The sequence below is a fragment of the Bradyrhizobium zhengyangense genome, assembly GCF_022012555.1.
GTDB classification, from domain to species: domain Bacteria; phylum Pseudomonadota; class Alphaproteobacteria; order Rhizobiales; family Xanthobacteraceae; genus Bradyrhizobium; species Bradyrhizobium zhengyangense.
The window spans coordinates 759,141-775,372 of sequence record NZ_JAKLTZ010000001.1; the positions used below are offsets into that span (position 1 = coordinate 759,141).

General features: G+C 64.6%; 15 protein-coding genes. 2 read left to right on the top strand and 13 right to left on the bottom strand.

Annotation, left to right across the window (positions count from 1 at the left end; all coding sequences use genetic code 11):
• Positions 1-9: 9 nt before the first annotated feature.
• From L6639_RS03715 to L6639_RS03760, 10 genes are all read right to left on the bottom strand, one after another.
• Complete coding sequence (locus L6639_RS03715; RefSeq protein ID WP_237858993.1) at positions 10-1,626, bottom strand: ATP-dependent acyl-CoA ligase; 1,617 nt, start codon at positions 1,624-1,626, stop codon at positions 10-12.
• Positions 1,627-1,633: 7 nt separating this feature from the next.
• A complete protein-coding gene (locus L6639_RS03720; RefSeq protein WP_237858995.1) occupies positions 1,634-2,110 on the bottom strand; it encodes an aromatic-ring-hydroxylating dioxygenase subunit beta in 477 nt (158 codons plus the stop codon).
• Entirely contained in the window at positions 2,107-3,447 is a 1,341-nt protein-coding gene (locus L6639_RS03725; protein WP_237858997.1) for an aromatic ring-hydroxylating dioxygenase subunit alpha, read from the bottom strand. Before L6639_RS03725 ends, L6639_RS03720 begins: the two co-directional genes overlap by 4 nt.
• Positions 3,448-3,465: 18 nt before the next feature.
• Entirely contained in the window at positions 3,466-4,416 is a 951-nt protein-coding gene (locus L6639_RS03730; protein WP_237858999.1) for a PDR/VanB family oxidoreductase, read from the bottom strand.
• Between the two features lie 192 nt (positions 4,417-4,608).
• Positions 4,609-5,658, bottom strand: a complete 1,050-nt coding sequence (locus L6639_RS03735; RefSeq protein WP_237859001.1) for a LacI family DNA-binding transcriptional regulator — start codon at positions 5,656-5,658, stop codon at positions 4,609-4,611.
• Positions 5,655-6,299: a ThuA domain-containing protein gene (locus L6639_RS03740; protein WP_237859003.1), complete on the bottom strand. Its 645-nt coding sequence runs from the start codon at positions 6,297-6,299 to the stop codon at positions 5,655-5,657. The genes L6639_RS03735 and L6639_RS03740 overlap by 4 nt, the downstream gene beginning before the upstream one ends.
• 10 nt (positions 6,300-6,309) lie before the next feature.
• Positions 6,310-7,407, bottom strand: coding sequence for a Gfo/Idh/MocA family protein (locus L6639_RS03745; RefSeq protein ID WP_237859004.1), 1,098 nt, complete (start codon positions 7,405-7,407; stop codon positions 6,310-6,312).
• A gap of 22 nt (positions 7,408-7,429) precedes the next feature.
• Positions 7,430-8,278, bottom strand: a complete 849-nt coding sequence (locus tag L6639_RS03750; protein ID WP_237859005.1) for a carbohydrate ABC transporter permease — start codon at positions 8,276-8,278, stop codon at positions 7,430-7,432.
• A complete protein-coding gene (locus L6639_RS03755; protein ID WP_249798035.1) occupies positions 8,271-9,200 on the bottom strand; it encodes a carbohydrate ABC transporter permease in 930 nt (309 codons plus the stop codon). Before L6639_RS03755 ends, L6639_RS03750 begins: the two co-directional genes overlap by 8 nt.
• A 14-nt stretch (positions 9,201-9,214) precedes the next feature.
• Positions 9,215-10,474: an ABC transporter substrate-binding protein gene (locus L6639_RS03760; RefSeq protein WP_237859007.1), complete on the bottom strand. Its 1,260-nt coding sequence runs from the start codon at positions 10,472-10,474 to the stop codon at positions 9,215-9,217.
• Positions 10,475-10,638: 164 nt separating this feature from the next.
• Between L6639_RS03760 and L6639_RS03765 the strand changes: the two genes are divergently transcribed.
• Entirely contained in the window at positions 10,639-11,397 is a 759-nt protein-coding gene (locus L6639_RS03765; RefSeq protein WP_237859008.1) for an SDR family NAD(P)-dependent oxidoreductase, read from the top strand.
• 39 nt (positions 11,398-11,436) lie between these two features.
• Here the strand turns inward: L6639_RS03765 and L6639_RS03770 are convergent, their stop codons facing one another.
• The 3 genes from L6639_RS03770 to iolD are packed head-to-tail and all read right to left on the bottom strand — an operon-like array spanning position 11,437 to position 15,011.
• A complete protein-coding gene (locus L6639_RS03770) occupies positions 11,437-12,210 on the bottom strand; it encodes an SDR family NAD(P)-dependent oxidoreductase (protein WP_237859009.1) in 774 nt (257 codons plus the stop codon).
• A gap of 44 nt (positions 12,211-12,254) precedes the next feature.
• Positions 12,255-13,154: a myo-inosose-2 dehydratase gene (gene iolE, locus L6639_RS03775; RefSeq protein ID WP_237859010.1), complete on the bottom strand. Its 900-nt coding sequence runs from the start codon at positions 13,152-13,154 to the stop codon at positions 12,255-12,257.
• A 15-nt stretch (positions 13,155-13,169) separates the two neighbouring features.
• On the bottom strand, positions 13,170-15,011 hold the full coding sequence (gene iolD / locus L6639_RS03780) for a 3D-(3,5/4)-trihydroxycyclohexane-1,2-dione acylhydrolase (decyclizing) (protein ID WP_237859011.1): 1,842 nt from the start codon (positions 15,009-15,011) through the stop codon (positions 13,170-13,172).
• A gap of 227 nt (positions 15,012-15,238) precedes the next feature.
• Here iolD and iolG point away from each other — a divergent pair, with 227 nt between their 5' ends.
• A complete protein-coding gene (iolG, locus tag L6639_RS03785) occupies positions 15,239-16,231 on the top strand; it encodes an inositol 2-dehydrogenase (protein ID WP_237859013.1) in 993 nt (330 codons plus the stop codon).
• The last annotated feature ends 1 nt before the right edge of the window (position 16,232 follow it).

Here is a 16,232-nt window from a genome sequence, read left to right on the forward strand (position 1 = left end):
ACTCCTCGATCAGACTTGCCGCTTCTTGAGGTCGCGCAGGTCGAAGAACGCGCCGTCATGCATCAGCTTGATGACGAAGTCTTTCAGGCCGCCGCGCTGGATCTTCTCGGTTGCCGTCAGCGGCAGGCTGTCGACGAAAGCGATCCAGCCCGGCGCCTTGTAATATGCCATCTGCTCCAGGCTCCAGCGCACGATGCCTTCGGCCAGCGCGCGGTCGGCGCCAGCTTGTTCGGCGATGATCACGGCCGCGACCTCGTCGCCGCGCACCTGATCGGGCGTCGCCGCAACCGCGGCCTGCCGGATCGCAGGATGGCGGTTGAGGACGGATTCGACCTCGACCGCGGCGATGTTCTCGCCGGAGCGACGGATCACGTTCTTCTTGCGGTCGACGAAATGCAGGTCGCCATCGGCATCGCGCGAGACGATATCGCCGGTGTGCAGCCAGCCACCGGCCCACGCCTCGGCGGTGGCGGCCTCGTTCTTGAGATACTCGCGGAAGAAGCCGTATCGCGGGTCCGCGCCGGCGCGCCGCACCAGCAGCTCGCCGGGCGTGTCGCTGGGGGCGTCATTGCCGGCATCATCAACAATACGCACCTCGACCTCGGTGGCCGGGCGGCCGAAACAAGACGTGCCGACCTTGCGCGGCTCGACATTGGCGGCGATGACGCCGCCGCTGCCCGTTTCTGTCATCGCCCAGGCCTCGAGCAGCGGAAAACCGAAGCGCGCCTCGAACGGTGCATGGAGCAGCTTGTCGACACCCGCGCCGAAGCCGAAGCGAACGCTGTGCGCGCGATCTTGCGCCGAAGGCGGTGCGCTCATCAGCATCGAGGGCATCACGCCGAGATAGTGCAGGCAGGTCGCGCGGCTGTCGCGCACCGACGCCCACCAGCTGCGCGGATGGAAGCGATCAAGCATGGTCAGGCAGCCGCCGACCGACAGCATCGCCATCAGCGATACCGCCATCGCATTCATGTGGAACAGCGGCAGCGGCGTGATCATGCGCTCGCCGTCGCCCTTGAGATCGATCAGCCCGCCGACATCGCGATACCAGTTGCCGGAATGCAGGAAATAGCTGTTGGTGAGCACGCAGCCCTTGGGCTGCCCCGTCGTCCCCGAGGTATAGAGCAGCGCGCATTCGCTCGCCTCGGTTCCGGCCGTCGCCGGCCGCACGCCGCCGAAGGGCGCGGGAACGTCGCTCTCGTCCGTCACGACCGGGATCGGCCGGTCGGCCCGACGCGCCGCCGTCTCGACTTCCTCGCGCCGATCGGCAAGGACAAAGGCCGCATTCATCTCAGAATGCGCGATGATGTATTCGAGCTCGCTGAGTCGCAAATCCGGATTGATCGGCACCACGGAGACGCCGAGCGCGTTGAGCGCGAACCACAGCTCGACGAAGACGGGCCTGTTCTGGAGCAGCGATCCGACCCGGTGGCCCTCGCCGTATCCGCGCTCTGCGAACGCCGCGCGCCAGCGTTCGACCCGATCCAGCATGGCGCGGTAGGTGATCTCTCCGGCGGCGATGCCGTAGATCCCGGCGGTTTCCGGCAGCACGTTGAGGAAACCCGCCTCGCCCCGGCGGAGAGCGGTCTCGCGAAAGCGGTCGTAGACTGTGGTCGCAGTAGTCAAAGCAGTCTCACATGAAAAGCTGGATATTGCCGAACGGCGCGTCGAAATTGACGAGATCGACGCGCTTGAGCTTGATCTTCAGGGCATCGCCGACCCGGACAAGATCATGCGAGGCCCAGCCCGAATACCGCTCCAGATTATCGCCGCGCGTCTCGGTGTAGATATAGGACGTCCGCGCCTTGAACACGCCGGCAGCCGGGTCGCACGCCACGATCCGGGGCGACTGGAGCAGATGATGGCAGCGGCTCTTCGGCTTCTGGCTGAAGGTGCGCTCGCCGGCGAGCCGCTCGACCCGGACCTTCAACAGCAGCAGGTCCTCATACATCAAGGACGGCTGCAGCACCGGGTCCTGCTGCTGCCATTCCAGCGGCATCCAGTAGCGCCCCTCCGGGTGAAACAGATCGAGCCAAGCCTGCCACTGCATCGTGTCAAGCAGCTCGGCCTCTTCGTAAATGAAGTCCGTGATGGTCTTCTCGCTGATCATTCCGCCGCCTCGATGCGCTTGTCCATGTCCATGGTCATGAATTTCGCCCAGGCGTGGAACTGGTTTCGCATCTGCCGTTCGGACGTGCCGTTGATCACGGCCGTCACGTCCTGCTCTTCATGGCCGTCGTAGAGCCGCCGCAGATTGACCCATTGATTGCCGTTTGACTTCAGCCCTTCCTGGGCCCGCTCGTACATTTCGAGATCGTCGTGCCCGACGATCGAGGTCGGCGCATTGATGAAGCGGTTGTACATCAAGGCGCGCTCGTAGAGCTTGTCGGGCGCGCCAACCAGGCGATAGACCCAGCTTTCGACCAGCGTCTTGTCGACCGCTACAGGGATGAAATTGCGCAGGATCTGCACCGCGCCCTTCACCATGATGTTCGGGAAGTACACCGTGTTGTGTCTGACCTCGCCGAGGATCTCGTGGGCCCGCTGCTCGCCATAGGCCGCGACCATCTGGTCGAGATATCCAGGGATATCCTGATAGTTCGAATGGATCGAGTTGGCGACGCCGGTGTGGCCGTGGCCGTTCGGCCAGATCCTGATGCCGCTCTGCTCGTAGAACTCGTACGGGCTCATGAAGGGACCGTAGAGCTGCACCGCCATCGGCGTCTCCGTGGCATCGCCCTGCTCGCGCTTCCAGACCTTGACGGCGGTGCCGGCCGAGCTCTCATGCGCGACCATGGGATGGCAGGTGTCGGTCTGGTTCTCGACCAGCATCTTCCAATTGCAGGTGTGCATGTAGCGGATCGGCGTCGCCTGGACTGCGAGTTTCCCCTCCGGCGAGCGGTCGACCATGTTGTCGATGGTCGAAAGGCTTTCGCCGAAATAATCCTCGAAGGACACGCCTGAATCGCTGAGGCGGGCGAAGATGAAATCGCGGTAGATGACGACGTTCCTGACCTTCGACAGCCCCTCATTCGCCTGGGTGTCGCCGAAGCCGGTGCCCTCATAGCCCTTCTTCAAGGGGATCGCGAGCAGCGAGCCGTCGGTCTTGAACGACCAGGCGTGATAGGGGCAGCGGAAGAACTTTCCGGTGTTGCCGCAGGGTTCCGAGGCAATCTTCACGCCCTTGTGCGGGCAGCGGTTGTAGAAGACGTGGATGGAGCCGTCGGTGTGGCGGCTGGCCATGACGGGCTGCCGGCCGATATTGGCGGTGATGAAGTCGCCTGGCTTTGCCAGCTGGCTCGCATGCCCGACATAGATCCAGCTGTTCGGGAACAGATGCTCCATCTCGAGCTCGAAAATCTCGGGATCGACATAGACGTCGCGGTGCACCTCGGCCTCGCGCACCAGCGCCGCAATCGCCCCGGCATTGCCTCCGTATTTGTTCATGGCGTCCTTCGCCTCCCCCTAGAGATCCAGCACCAGACGTTCCGACTTGGCGCGTGACACGCAGATCTGCATGACCTTGTTGGACGCCTTCTCGTCGTCACTGAGGATGACGTCGCGATGATCAGGCACCCCTTCGATCACCCCGCATTGGCAGATGCCGCAATCGCCACGCTGGCAGTCGTAGAGGACGTCGAGCCCGGCCGCTTGCAGCGCCTGGATGATGGTCTGGCCGGCGGCAACGCCGATGACCCGCCCGGTCGATTTCAGCTCGACCTCGAACGGCCGATCGGGCGATGACGGCTGCTCGGCTTTGAAGAGTTCATAATGAATGCGGCCAGCCGACACGCCGGCGGCAAGCGCGGCGACCTTCACGGCATCGATCATGCCTGAGGGCCCGCAGGCGTAGACGTGGGCGTCTGCGGCGGCATCGGCGAGCGCTGCTGCAATGTCGAGGCGAGACTCGTCGCTGTCGTAGTGGACGGACAGGCCCTTGGCGCAGATCTCCTGCAATTGCGGCAGGAACGCCAGCAGTCCTTGGGTGCGACCCGCATAGTGCAGGCGATACGGGCTCCCTCGCGCCGCGAGCTCCGCGGCCATCGACAGGACAGGCGTGATGCCGATGCCGCCGGCAAACAACAGCGCCGGCGCGCTGCCCTCGTGCAGGTGAAAATTGTTGACCGGCGCGCTCGCCTTCACGACATCGCCAACCTTCAGCGCGTGCATGAATTGCGAGCCGCCGGTCGAAGCCTCCTCGCGCAGCACACCGAGCGCCAGCGCATCCTCGGCCAGACCCGGCAACGCCATCAGCGAGTACGGCCGGTCCCCTCCATCAGGAAGCGCCACGCGCAGATGTGCGCCGGCCTGCCAACGCGGCACCACGCCGTCCTCCACGCCAAACACAAGGCTCCGTACGAACGGCGTCTCCGCGACATACGACCTGACCTTGAGCTTGAGCGGATGAGCGTCCATTCAGGCGTCTCGTGAATTATATGAATTTGCATATTTTTAGACATGTAATAATTGGCTGTCAATCGTCGGCGCGGGACAGGCCCGGCAGGGCGCACATTGCGCCTCTAACTATCTGGGAAGATGGAGCTCTTGGTGCGTTGCGCGTGTGCCGGCCTGAACAGCCCCGCGCACTTCCCCGACACCATCAGGCCGTTACGGCAGATTGTCGCGAAGGAAGATGTCGATCCGGATGCGCTCCTGATCGGGGCTGATCGGCTCTTCCATGCAATGCGCCAGCAGCACCCGCGCGGCGGAGCGCGCCTCGTGGCCGGGATCCTGGTTGATGATCGCATCGAGCGTGCCGCGCACCAGGAAGCGCCGCGTATGCTGGGTCAGCTCATGGGTGATCCAGACCACGTCACGCGCGCGGCCGGACGCCTCGAGTGCCTCGGCAATGCCGCGATTGCCGGCGCCGCAGCAGTAGATGCCGCGCAGGTCGGTATGGCGTTTCAGCAGCGCGGCGGTGAGCTCGCGCGTGCGCGCGCTGTCATCGCGGCCCTCGATGACCGGCAATGTCGCGAGGTTTGGATACTCGCTCGTCAATATCTGGTGGAAGCCGAACTGCCGCTCGGTGTGATCGCGCAGCGACAACGATCCCGCGATGACGGCAACCTTGCCCTCGCGGGCGGCAAGAAAGCGCCCCATCAGCGTTGCCGCGGTTCGGCCTGCGGCCGGATTGTCGATGCCGACATAGTGCAGACGGCGCGAGCTCGGCGCGTCCGACACGAGGGTCACTACGGCGACCCCGCGCGCGGTGAGTTCGTCGATCGCGTCGCGTACCTTCGGATGGTCGAGTGCGACCACGGCGACCCCCTGATAGACCGGCGACAAATCATCCAGCGCGCCGGCGAGGACATCAGGATCGAACACGTCGACGTGGAGGATGTCGATGAAGCCGCGCTGGCCGGCAAGCCAGTCGGCGGCGCGCTGGACCTGCTCGGACAAATTGGTCATGAAGCTGTTGCTGCCGGTCGGCAGCACGAAGGCGAAACGAAACGACTGTCCGCGGGCGAGGCGCGCAGCAGCGACGTCGGCACGATAGCCGAGTTTTGCCACCGCCGCCTCGACACGCGCGACGGTCTTGGCGCGCACGCCCTCCCGCCGGTTGACGACGCGATCGACGGTGGCGAGCGAAACCCCCGCGGCGCGCGCGACATCCTCGAGCGTGGCGCGAACCATGGGCTGGGTCGCGCCTTCAGTCATTCGCGCGCCGCCCACAGCATGCCGCGGGTCATCAACGTCCGGATCTCCGGCACGTCGAGCTCGTAGGCGCGATGACCGAGCGAGGAATAGAACACCCTGCCCACGCCATATTGCTTCTTCCAGACCACCGGCATCACCACGCCATCGATCCAGGATGCGTGCTCGCCGGTAAACGTCGTCGTCGCCAGCACCTCAATCGCGGGGTCGACATGCATGTAATACTGCTCGGAACGATGCTCGAAGCTCTTCAGGCCCTTCATGATGGGATCATCAGGCTTGGTCACGTCGACCTTGTAGTCGATGATGTTGCCGGGATGCGCGACCCATTGCCCGCCGCACATGAACTGGTAGTCGACGGAGTCACGGAACGCGTCGCACATGCCGCCATGATGACCGGCGAGCCCGACGCCGCTTCGCACCGCGGCGCAGAGATTGAGAGCGTCCGCCTTCTCGATCTTCGACATGGTGTAGATCGGGATGATCAGCGAGAGATCATGAATCCCGGGATCGCCGAATGCCTCGGTCGTCGTCTCGATCTGGACTTCGAAGCCTTCCGCCTTCAGCCAGCCGCGGATCATCGAGGCGCACAAATCCGGATCGTGTCCCGGCCAGCCGCCCCATACAATCAATGCCTTGCGCATGCTCATTCCCTCAGTCGATCTGTCCGGTTTCACGTCCGGCCGGCAGCATCGCCGGCCGCTCGACGCGGTTTTCGATCTTGACCCGCCGTCCCTCGTCCGCCGAGATCTGGAACGCCTCCATCACCTCGAGCACATGGAAGGCCAGCGCGCCGCTGGCGCGGTGCGGCCGGTTGTTCAGGATCGCGGAAGCCATGTCGGCGACGCCGATCGAGCGGAATTCGCCTTCGACATGACCGTGCGTCAACGGCATCGTCTCGAATTCGCCGCCGGTCTTGGCGACCTGCACTTCGCCGCCGAAGCGGTTCGGGTCGGGCACCAGCATGCTGCCCTTGTCGCCATAAATCTCGATCGGCGCGTGGCGGTGCTTCGGCACATCGAAGCTCATGGTGATCGAGACGACGGCCCCGCTCTCGAATTCGAGTGTGCCCGCGACGTGGGTCGCCACCTCGACCGGAATCAAGGCCCCGTTCATCGGCTGGCTGGTGACCAAACGCTCGGATCTCGGGCGCGCGGTCGAGCCCATCACACTGGCGACAGGCCCAAGCAGCTGCACGAGATCGGTGATGTAATACGGTCCCATGTCGAGCATCGGCCCGCCGCCGCGCAAATAGTAAAAGCCGGGCGCCGGATGCCAGCGCTCGTGGCCGGGGCAGCCGAAGAAGGCGCTGCCCGCCACGGGCGTGCCGATCGCGCCGTCGTCGATGAGCTTGCGCGCGGTCTGGTGCCCACCGCCGAGGAACGTGTCGGGCGCACAGCCGACGCGAAGGTTCTTCTGCGCGGCGAGATCCATCACCTTGCGGGCTTCCGCGACGTTGATGCCGAGCGGCTTCTCGGAATGGACGTGCTTGCCGGCGTTCAGCACCGCGAGGCTGACATCGGTATGGGCGAGCGGCACGGTGAGATTGACGACGATCTCGACGTCGTCGCGCTTGAGCAGCTGGTCGACCCGCATCGCCGGCAGGTTGAAGGCGGCCCCCTGGCGCTCCGCGACATCGCTCCGCATGTCGGCGAGCGCCCTCACCTCCATGACCGGAAAGCGCTGTGCTGCCTTGAGGTAAGCGGTGCTGATGACACCGCAGCCGATGATTCCGACGCCGACTTTTCTCATTTTTGTCTCCGTGAAGTCTTGTTCATCCCTTGACTGCGCCTGCCGTGAGGCCGGCGACGATATGCTTCTGCGCCAGCAGGAACAGAATGATCGTCGGCAGGATGGTGAGCGTGATGAAGGCGAGGATCAGGTGCCACTCGGACGAATATTCGCCCTGGTAAACCATGATGCCGAGCGGCCAGGGATAGAGCGCATCGGTGTTGAGCATTACCAGCGGCAGCAGGTAGGCGTTCCAGCTGTTGACGAAGGTGATGGTGCCGACGGTCGCCAGGATCGGCCGCGACAGCGGCAGCGTCACGTAACGAAAGAACTTGATGTAGCTGCAGCCATCGACCAGCGCGGCCTCCAGCAGTTCATAGGGAATGTCCTTGAAGAAGCGGCGCAGCAGCAGCACGCTCATGGCAAGGCTGAAGGCCACCTGCGGCAGCGCAACGCCGAAATAGGTATCGAGCAGGCCGAGATCGCGCACCTTGATGAACAGCGGCAGCACGGCGGTCGCCGCCGGAAACAACAGGCCGAGCGTCAGATAGCTCAGCAGCATCGACGAGCCGAAGAACCTGACGTGGGCGAAGGTGAACGCCGCCATCGAGGCGACGATCAGCGTCAATGTCACCGTGAGGGTCGAGATGATCAGCGAATTGCGCAGGAGCTGCCAGTAGCGCCCCGAGAACAGGATGTCCGCATAGTTCTGCCACTCCCAATGCTGCGGCAGGCCGAACGGATTGACGCGTAATTCGCCGAGCGATTTGAAGCCGCCGAGCAAGGTCGCAAGCAGCGGCACCAGCACGAAGATGGCAACGATCCCGAGAAATGCCGCCTTGAACAGCACGGCGGGGTCGAACGGGGCGCGGGCAGTCTCGGCACTATTCATCGCGCATGAACCATCGCTTGTAGGTGAAGGCAAAGGTCACGCAGATCGCGAACAGGATAACGCCGATGGCGCTGCCATAGCCGACCCGCATGCGCGAGATGCCGTTGTTGTAGAGGAAGCTGACCATGGTGTTCGAGGAATCCGCCGGCCCCCCGCGCGTCAGCGGCATCACGAGATCGAACAGCTGCAGCGAGCCGACGATGGCGAAGAACACCGAGAGCCGGATGGTCGGGTAGAGCAAGGGGATCACGACATGGCGCAAGGTTTGCGATCGCGTTGCGCCGTCGATCCGCGCCGCCTCGACCAGGGTCTTGTCGAGGCTCTGCAGCGCCGCGATGAACAGCATCATGTGGAAGCCGAAATACTTCCACACGATCACGATCAGCACCGCCAGCATCGCCGTGTCGGTCGAGGCCAACAGATGCGGCGGCTCGGCACCGAAGGTGCGCCAGATCGATGCGACAAGTCCGTAGTCGCCGTCGTAGACGAAGGAGAAGATCAACCCGGTCGCGATCTCCGCCAGAATGTAGGGCATGAAGAACAGCATGCGCAGCGCCACCGCGCCGCGAAACTTCTCGGCCAGCATCAGGGCCAATGTCAGCGCCAGCGGCAGCTGGACCGCGAGCGAGACTGCGATGATCAGCCCGTTGTTGCGCAGCGCGAGCCAGAACGCGCGCGTTTCCAAGACGAAGCGATAGTTATCGAAGCCGATCCAGTGGGTCGGCCTGCCGAAACCGTTCCAGTTGAAGCCCGAGTACCATGCCGCCTCGCCGATCGGCAGCACCACGAACAGCGTGAACAGCAGCAATGCCGGCGGCAGGAACAGGATCAGAACGGTGAAACGACTGTCCCAATGCGGGCCGCGGACCGCGGCCTGAGGAGCCGCCTCGCCGGCAACGCCGACCGGCGAGGTGATCGCCATCCGTCGCGCCACCGTCAGTTACCCTGCTTGAACGCCGCTTCGATCGCTTTCGCCGCGTCCTGCGGGCTCATGCTGCCGCCGGCAATCTCCGCCGAGACGTCGTTGACGACGCGGCCGACCGAGGGGCCGAGGCTCTGGTCATAGAAGTTCTGATGGTAGTTCGACTTTGCGAGATTGGACGCGATCAGCTTCATGAAAGAATTGTTGAGACCGGCGTCCGCACCCTGCACCACGGGGATGATGTAGCTGCCCGCGGCAAGTTTCGTCTGCACGTCCTTGGAGATGAAGTATTTGAGGAAATCGACCGCCTCCTTCGGCGAGTCCTTGGTGACCAGCCAGCCTGTGATGCCGCCGAGCGTGTCCGTCGGCGCGCCCTTGCCGCCGGGCACGACAGGGAAATCGAACCAACAGATCTTGTCCTCGCTCAATCCGACCTTGTCGGCGGCCAGCGCGCGCTGCAAATTATAGACCGAGCTAATTGCGAGCGACATCGCAGCCTTGCCATCGCCGAAATAGCCTACCGCCTGAGGGTTCTTGAAGCCGAGGAAGCCGTTCTGGAACGGCTGGAGATCAACGAGCTGCTTGAACAGCTCGCCGGATTTCTGGAAGGTTTCGCCGGCGAAGCCGCCATTCTCGCCGCGCAATGCAGCGTCGAAGGCTGCCTTGCCACCGATCCGCACCGCAAGGTGGGTCCAGTAGAAGTGCAGCGGCCATTTGTCGGCGCCGCCGACCACGATCGGCGTCACGCCGGCTGCCTTGAGTGTCTTCACTGCGGCGAGCAGATCGTCCCACGTCTTGATGGAAGCGGGATCGACCTTCGCCTTGGCCATCAGATCCTTGTTGCAGATGAAGCCGACCTGCGACAGCGAAATGGGCAGGCCATAGACGTGGCCATTGCTGGTGAAGGCGGCGAGCGCCGCGGGCGTGATGCTGTCGCTATAGCCCTTCACCTGGTCCGTGATGTCTTCAAGAACGCCGGCGTCGATCTGCGTCTTCAACACGCCACCGGCCCAGCTGTAGATGATGTTCGGCCGATCCTTGGATTGCAGGATGGTCGGCAGCTTGGCCTTGTAGGCCTCGTTCTCGAGGAACTGCATCTCGACCTTCACGCCGGGATGCGAGGCCTCATAGCTGCGCGCGACCTCCTCCCAGATTTTCACCTGGGCCGGATTGACCTCGATGTGGAGCCATTTCACGGTGGTGTCGGCTGCCGCGACATTTGCGCCTAGCAGGCATGCAGCGAAGGCGAATCTCAGCTTCCCGAGCAGTCTCATCACAACCTCCCAACGGCTTTTATTCTTTGGGCGCAATCCTGCCTTCAGTTTTTGAGGTACGCAACTAAAATTCTGACATATGGACCTCACGAGAGGAACGGCTAAGTTCCTGCGAAAGAATCGGGGCGGCCTTCGCCGCCCATAACAAACTGAAAGGTTCCCCCATGGCCGCCATCTATTCCGACCTCTCCGGCAAGGTTGTGCTCGTCACCGGAGGTGCCGCGGGAATTGGCGCTGCGATCGTGCGGCGCTTCGCGGAGCAGAAATCCAAGGTCGTGTTCTTTGACATCAAGGTCGAGGAGGGCCAGCGCCTGGCGCGCGAGCTGTCGGATCAAGGGCTGGCCGCGCATTTCCAGCGCGTCGACCTGACCGACATCCCGGCCCTGCGCGCCGGCGTCGAGGAGGCGCGCAAGGCACACGGCGCGATCAACATTTTGGTCAACAACGCCGCCCATGACGAGCGGCACGCGACCGAGGAGATGACTCCTGAATATTGGGACGACCGCATCGCGGTGAACCTGAAGCACCAGTTCTTCGCGTCGCAGGCGGTGTTGCCGGACATGAAGGCGGCCAACGCGGGCGCCATCATCAATTTCGGCTCGGTGTCATGGATCGCCGGACAAGGCGGCATGGCAGCCTACACCGCCAGCAAATCCGGCGTGATTGGGCTGACGCGCTCGCTGGCGCGCGACTACGGTCCCTACAACATCCGCGTGAACGCGATTGCACCGGGATGGATCATGACCGAGCGCCAGCTCGAGAAATGGATGACGCCGGCCGGCGAGGCCGAACTGCAGCAGCGCCAGTGCCTGAAGCGCCGGCTGGTGCCTGACGAGGTCGCGAAATTCACCCTCTTCCTCGCCTCCGACGAAGCCTCTGCCTGCACCGCCCAGCACTACATCGTCGACGGCGGCTGGGTCTGAGACGCTTGCCGCGCCCTGCGCACTCCGGCGAAAAGGCCGCTAGGACCGGGGCAGCGCGACGCCCGTCAGCTCGCGCAGCCTGTCGACCAGAGCGTCCTGAAAGGCGGGGTCCATGGATTCGCGGGCCGGCTCCTGCTGCTGCATATGATGCCAGTAGCGGCCGCTGACGAGCGCCGCGGGATCGTCGCTGACGGCGAGCCAGGTTTGCGTCTTCTGCCCCGTCGCGATATCGACCGGGGCGCCAGAGCCGCCCATCCTTGTCCGCGCCCAGCCGGGATCGACCGCGTTGCTCAGGACCTGCGGCCAGCGTCGCGCCAACGCGAACGCGAGTGCGACGATTTGAAGCTTGCTCTCGGCGTAAGCGGTTGCCGAATCCCACGGCCTCTTCGCCCAGTCGAGGTCATTCAGCGACCGCTCTCCGCCGCGATGCAAGCCGCTGCTGAGATAGATCAATCTGGCGGGGCGCTCGATCAGCGCGGTCAACATATAGGGCGCAAGGGTGTTGATCGCGAATGTCGTCGCATGGCCTTCCGGAGTGGAGCCGCGACTCCGCTGTGCATAGACACCGGCGTTGTGGATGACCGCATCCATGCGCCCGATCGCGTTCACTTGATCCGCGACGCCCTTCGTCTCGGCGCCGCTCTGGAGATCGCCGATTGCAACGCCCTCGGCGCGCGAGGCGAGGTCCTCGAGCGCCGCAGCGCGATCGACTGAGCGCGCGTGCAGCACCACACGGTGGCCCTGATCAAGGAGCGATTGTGCCGCCGCGCGGCCAAGCCCGTCCGTGCTGCCGGTGATGAAAACCATGGCCATGTCGTGCCGCTCCGGACGTTTCAGAACTCAACAGCGTCCGCGTATCAGGCCAGCCCCGCCGCCGTCAGGCTCTGCTTCAGATGGGCAACACCCTTTTTGGCATAGGTCAGCGGGTGTGCCTTCTGCGGGTCCTGCTCCGCTTCGACGACGATCCAACCGGAATAGCCCTTGAGTTCGCGGAAGACGGCGGGGTAGTCGACCATGCCGTCGCCGGGCACGGTGTAGACACCGAGCGCGCTGCCCTGCCCCAGCACTGCATCGAGGAAACTCCAATCCTCGCGCCGCGCCTGCTCCATCACCGCCCGGCGCACGTCCTTGGCGTGGACATGGCTGATGCGGGCGCGATATTTTCGAGCCAGCGCGGCCGGATCGGCACCGCCCCAGGTGGCATGGCCGGTGTCGAGCAGGAGATGTGCGGCCTCGCCCGTCGACGCCATGAAGGCATCGATATCATCGGCGCTTTCGACGATGGTGCCAATGTGATGATGGTAGACCAGCCTGACGCCTTCGGCGAGCGTACGCTCCGCGACTTCAGTGATGCGGCGACCGAACTCCGCCCAGTCGCCTGCCTTCATCACCGGCCGCTGCGATAACGGCTTGCTGCGATCGCCATGGATCGCATTCGAGGTCTCGGCGAAAACGAGGACTGATGATCCCATCGCCTTCAGGAGATCGAGATGCGGGCGCAGATGCCGCATCTCCTCGTCGGCATCGCGCCTCAGGAGTTCAGCCGAATACCAGCCGGAGATGCAGGCCATCCCGAAAGGCGCGAGCGCAGCCTTCAGGGCCTGCGGCTCGCGCGGAAATTTGTGGCCGAGCTCCATGCCCACAAAGCCCGCCTCGCGTGCCTCGGCGAGGCACGTTTCGAGCGGTGTGTCGCCGCCAATCTCCTGGAGATCGTCGTTCGACCAGCCGATGGGGTTGGCGCCGATACGGATTGGCATGTCGTCCTCACTCGATCAGATATTGCGACGCGCGAGCGCCTCGATGTAGCCGCGCCTTGCGGCCTCGACTTCGGTGCGCTCCGAGACCTCCGGCACCGCCACCTCCCACCAATGGCCACCGGCATCGGTCGAGCGCAGCGGGTCGGTGTCGATCACGACGACGCTGGTCCGATCGTGACCTCGCGCCTCCTCGAACGCCGCCTCCAGCTCGGCGATGCCAGCGACCTTGCGCGCGATCGCCCCCATCGAAGCGGCATGGGCCGCGAAGTCGATCTCGGGCAAGGTCTCGTGGCGAGCATCGCGCAAGAGGTTGTTGAAAGGGGCACCACCGGTGGCGTTCTGGAGCCGGTTGATGCAGCCGAAGCCGCGGTTGTCGAGCACCACGATGATGAGTTTCGCACCCAACATCACCGACGTGGCGATCTCGGAATTCATCATCAGGTAGGATCCGTCGCCGACCATCACGATGACTTCGCGCTTGGGATCAGCGAGCTTGACGCCGAGCCCGCCGGCGATCTCGTAGCCCATGCAGGAATAGCCGTATTCCATGTGGTAGCCGCCGGCTGCGCCCGGCTGCCAGAGCTTGTGCAGCTCGCCGGGCAAGCCGCCGGCGGCGCAAAGCACGATATCGCTTGGCCGGCTGCGGCGCTGAACGGCGCCGATGACCTGGGCATCGCTTGGCAAGGCTTCGTTGCCCGACGCGGTGTAGCGTGCGGCCGCTTCCAGCCAGGCCGTGCGGCCAGCCTTGGCCTGCCCGCTCCAGACGGCAGGCGCCGTCCAACCCTGAAGGGCGGCGCCGAGCTCCGCTAGTCCGACCTTGGCGTCGGCCACGAGCGGCTGCGCACGATGCTTGCCGGCATCAAAGCTCTGCGTATTGAGGCCGACGATCCTGCAGGCGGGATCCGCGAACAGCGAGCGCGAGCCGGTGGTGAAATCCTGCAAGCGGGTGCCGATCGCGAGCACGACATCGGCCTGTCGCGCCGCATCGTTGGCCGCGCCCGTGCCGGTGACGCCGATCGCGCCGAGGTTAAGCGGATGATCATGAGGCAGCGCGCTCTTGCCGGCCTGCGTTTCCGCCGCCGGAATGCCGTGCGCCATGCAGAAGGCGGCGAGATCAGCTTCCGCCTCGCTGTAGAGCACGCCGCCACCGGCGACGACGAGCGGGCGCTTCGCGGCCTTGAGCAGCGCTGTGGCTTGCGCCATTTGCGCCTCGTCGGGCCGCGCCCGTCGGGGCTGCCAAACGCGCTCGGCGAAGAACCATTCGGGATAGTCGAAGGCCTCCGTCTGCACGTCCTGGCAGAGCGAGAGCGTCACGGGTCCGCATTCGGCCGCGTCGGTCAAAACCTGCATCGCCCGCTCGAAGGCGGGCATGATCTGTTCAGGCCTTGTGATGCGGTCGAAATAGCGCGAGACGGGCCGGAAGCAATCATTGGCGGAGACAGTGCCGTCACCGAAATCCTCGATCTGCTGCAACACCGGATCGGGACGGCGTCCGGCGAAGACGTCACCCGGTAGCAGCAGCACCGGCAGGCGATTGACGTGAGCAACGGCTGCGGCCGTCACCATATTGGTCGCACCGGGGCCGATCGAGCTCGTCACCGCCATCATGCGCCGGCGACGCGAGGTCTTCGCGAAAGCGATCGCGGCATGCGCCATCGCCTGCTCATTATGCGCGCGCAAGGTTGGCAGGCGGTCACGCGCGGCATACAGCGCCTCGCCGAGGCCTGCGACGTTGCCATGCCCGAAGATCGCCCAGACACCGGCGAACAGCGGCTGGGTCTTCCCGTCGATGACAGTCCTTTGCGCGGCCATCGCGGCGACGAGCGCCTGCGCCATCGTGAGCCTGATCGTCGCCATCACTCGCTCCCGCTGAACCGCCCGGCGCAGACCGGCCTGTCAAGATGTTCCATCATTGCGCTGACCGTGCGCGCATGCTCGCGCAACTGTGTCGCGAATGTGTCGTCGCTCGATCCGATACGATATTGCGAGGCGGTTGATGACATCGAGAAGTGCAGGCTCCGACCTTGACTGGGCGGCGCAGAGAATGGAATGCTTATTCGAATAGTCAAGCAGTGATGATGACAATGCGGTTTGGACTTCTTGGCGCCGGCAGGATCGGGCGCATTCACGGTCTCAATGTTGCGGCGCGCGGCGATGCGCGGCTCGTCGCGGTGGCCGACGCCTCGAGCGAGGCCGCGGCCTCGCTGGCGCAGGCGACAGGCGCGAAGGTGGCCGATGCGGATGCGATCATCGGCGATGCCGGCATCGACGCCATCCTGATCTGCACGCCGACCGACACGCACGCCGACCTGATCGAGGCCGCCGTCTCGGCCGGCAAGGCGGTGTTCTGCGAGAAGCCGGTCGATCTCGATTCGGACCGCATTCGCCGCTGCCTGGCCGCGGTCGAGAGGTCGGGCAAGGCTCTGATGATCGGCTTCAACCGCCGCTTCGATCCGAATTTTGCGGCGCTGGAGAAGCGGCTGCGCGGCGGCGAGGCCGGCGAGATCGAGATCGTCAGCGTCATCTCGCGCGATCCCGGACCGCCGCCGGTCGATTATGTGAAGCGCTCGGGCGGCCTGTTCCGCGACATGATGATCCATGATTTCGACCTGGCGCGCTTCCTGCTGGCGGAGGAGCCGGTCGAAATCTTCGCACTCGGCTCGGCGCTGGTGGACAAGGCCATCGGCGAAGCCGGCGATGTCGACACCGCCGCCGTGCTGATGAAGACGGCGAGCGGGCGCATCGCGCAGATCTCGAATTCGCGCCGCGCCACTTACGGCTACGATCAGCGCATCGAGGTGCACGGCTCGAAGGGCATGCTGAGGGCCGGCAACATCCACGAAACGACCGTCGAGATCGCGACCGGCCAGGGCTTCCGTGCCGACCCGGTGCAGAACTTCTTCCTCGAACGCTATGCCGCCGCCTATCGTGCCGAGCTCGCGGCCTTCATCGATGCCTGCACCGGCAAGGCGGCGCCCTCTCCGACCGGTCTCGACGGGCTCCGCGCCCAGATGCTCGCCGACGCGGCGACCGAGTCGGCGCGCACCGGCCGCCCTGTCACCATCAAGTCCGCCTGAC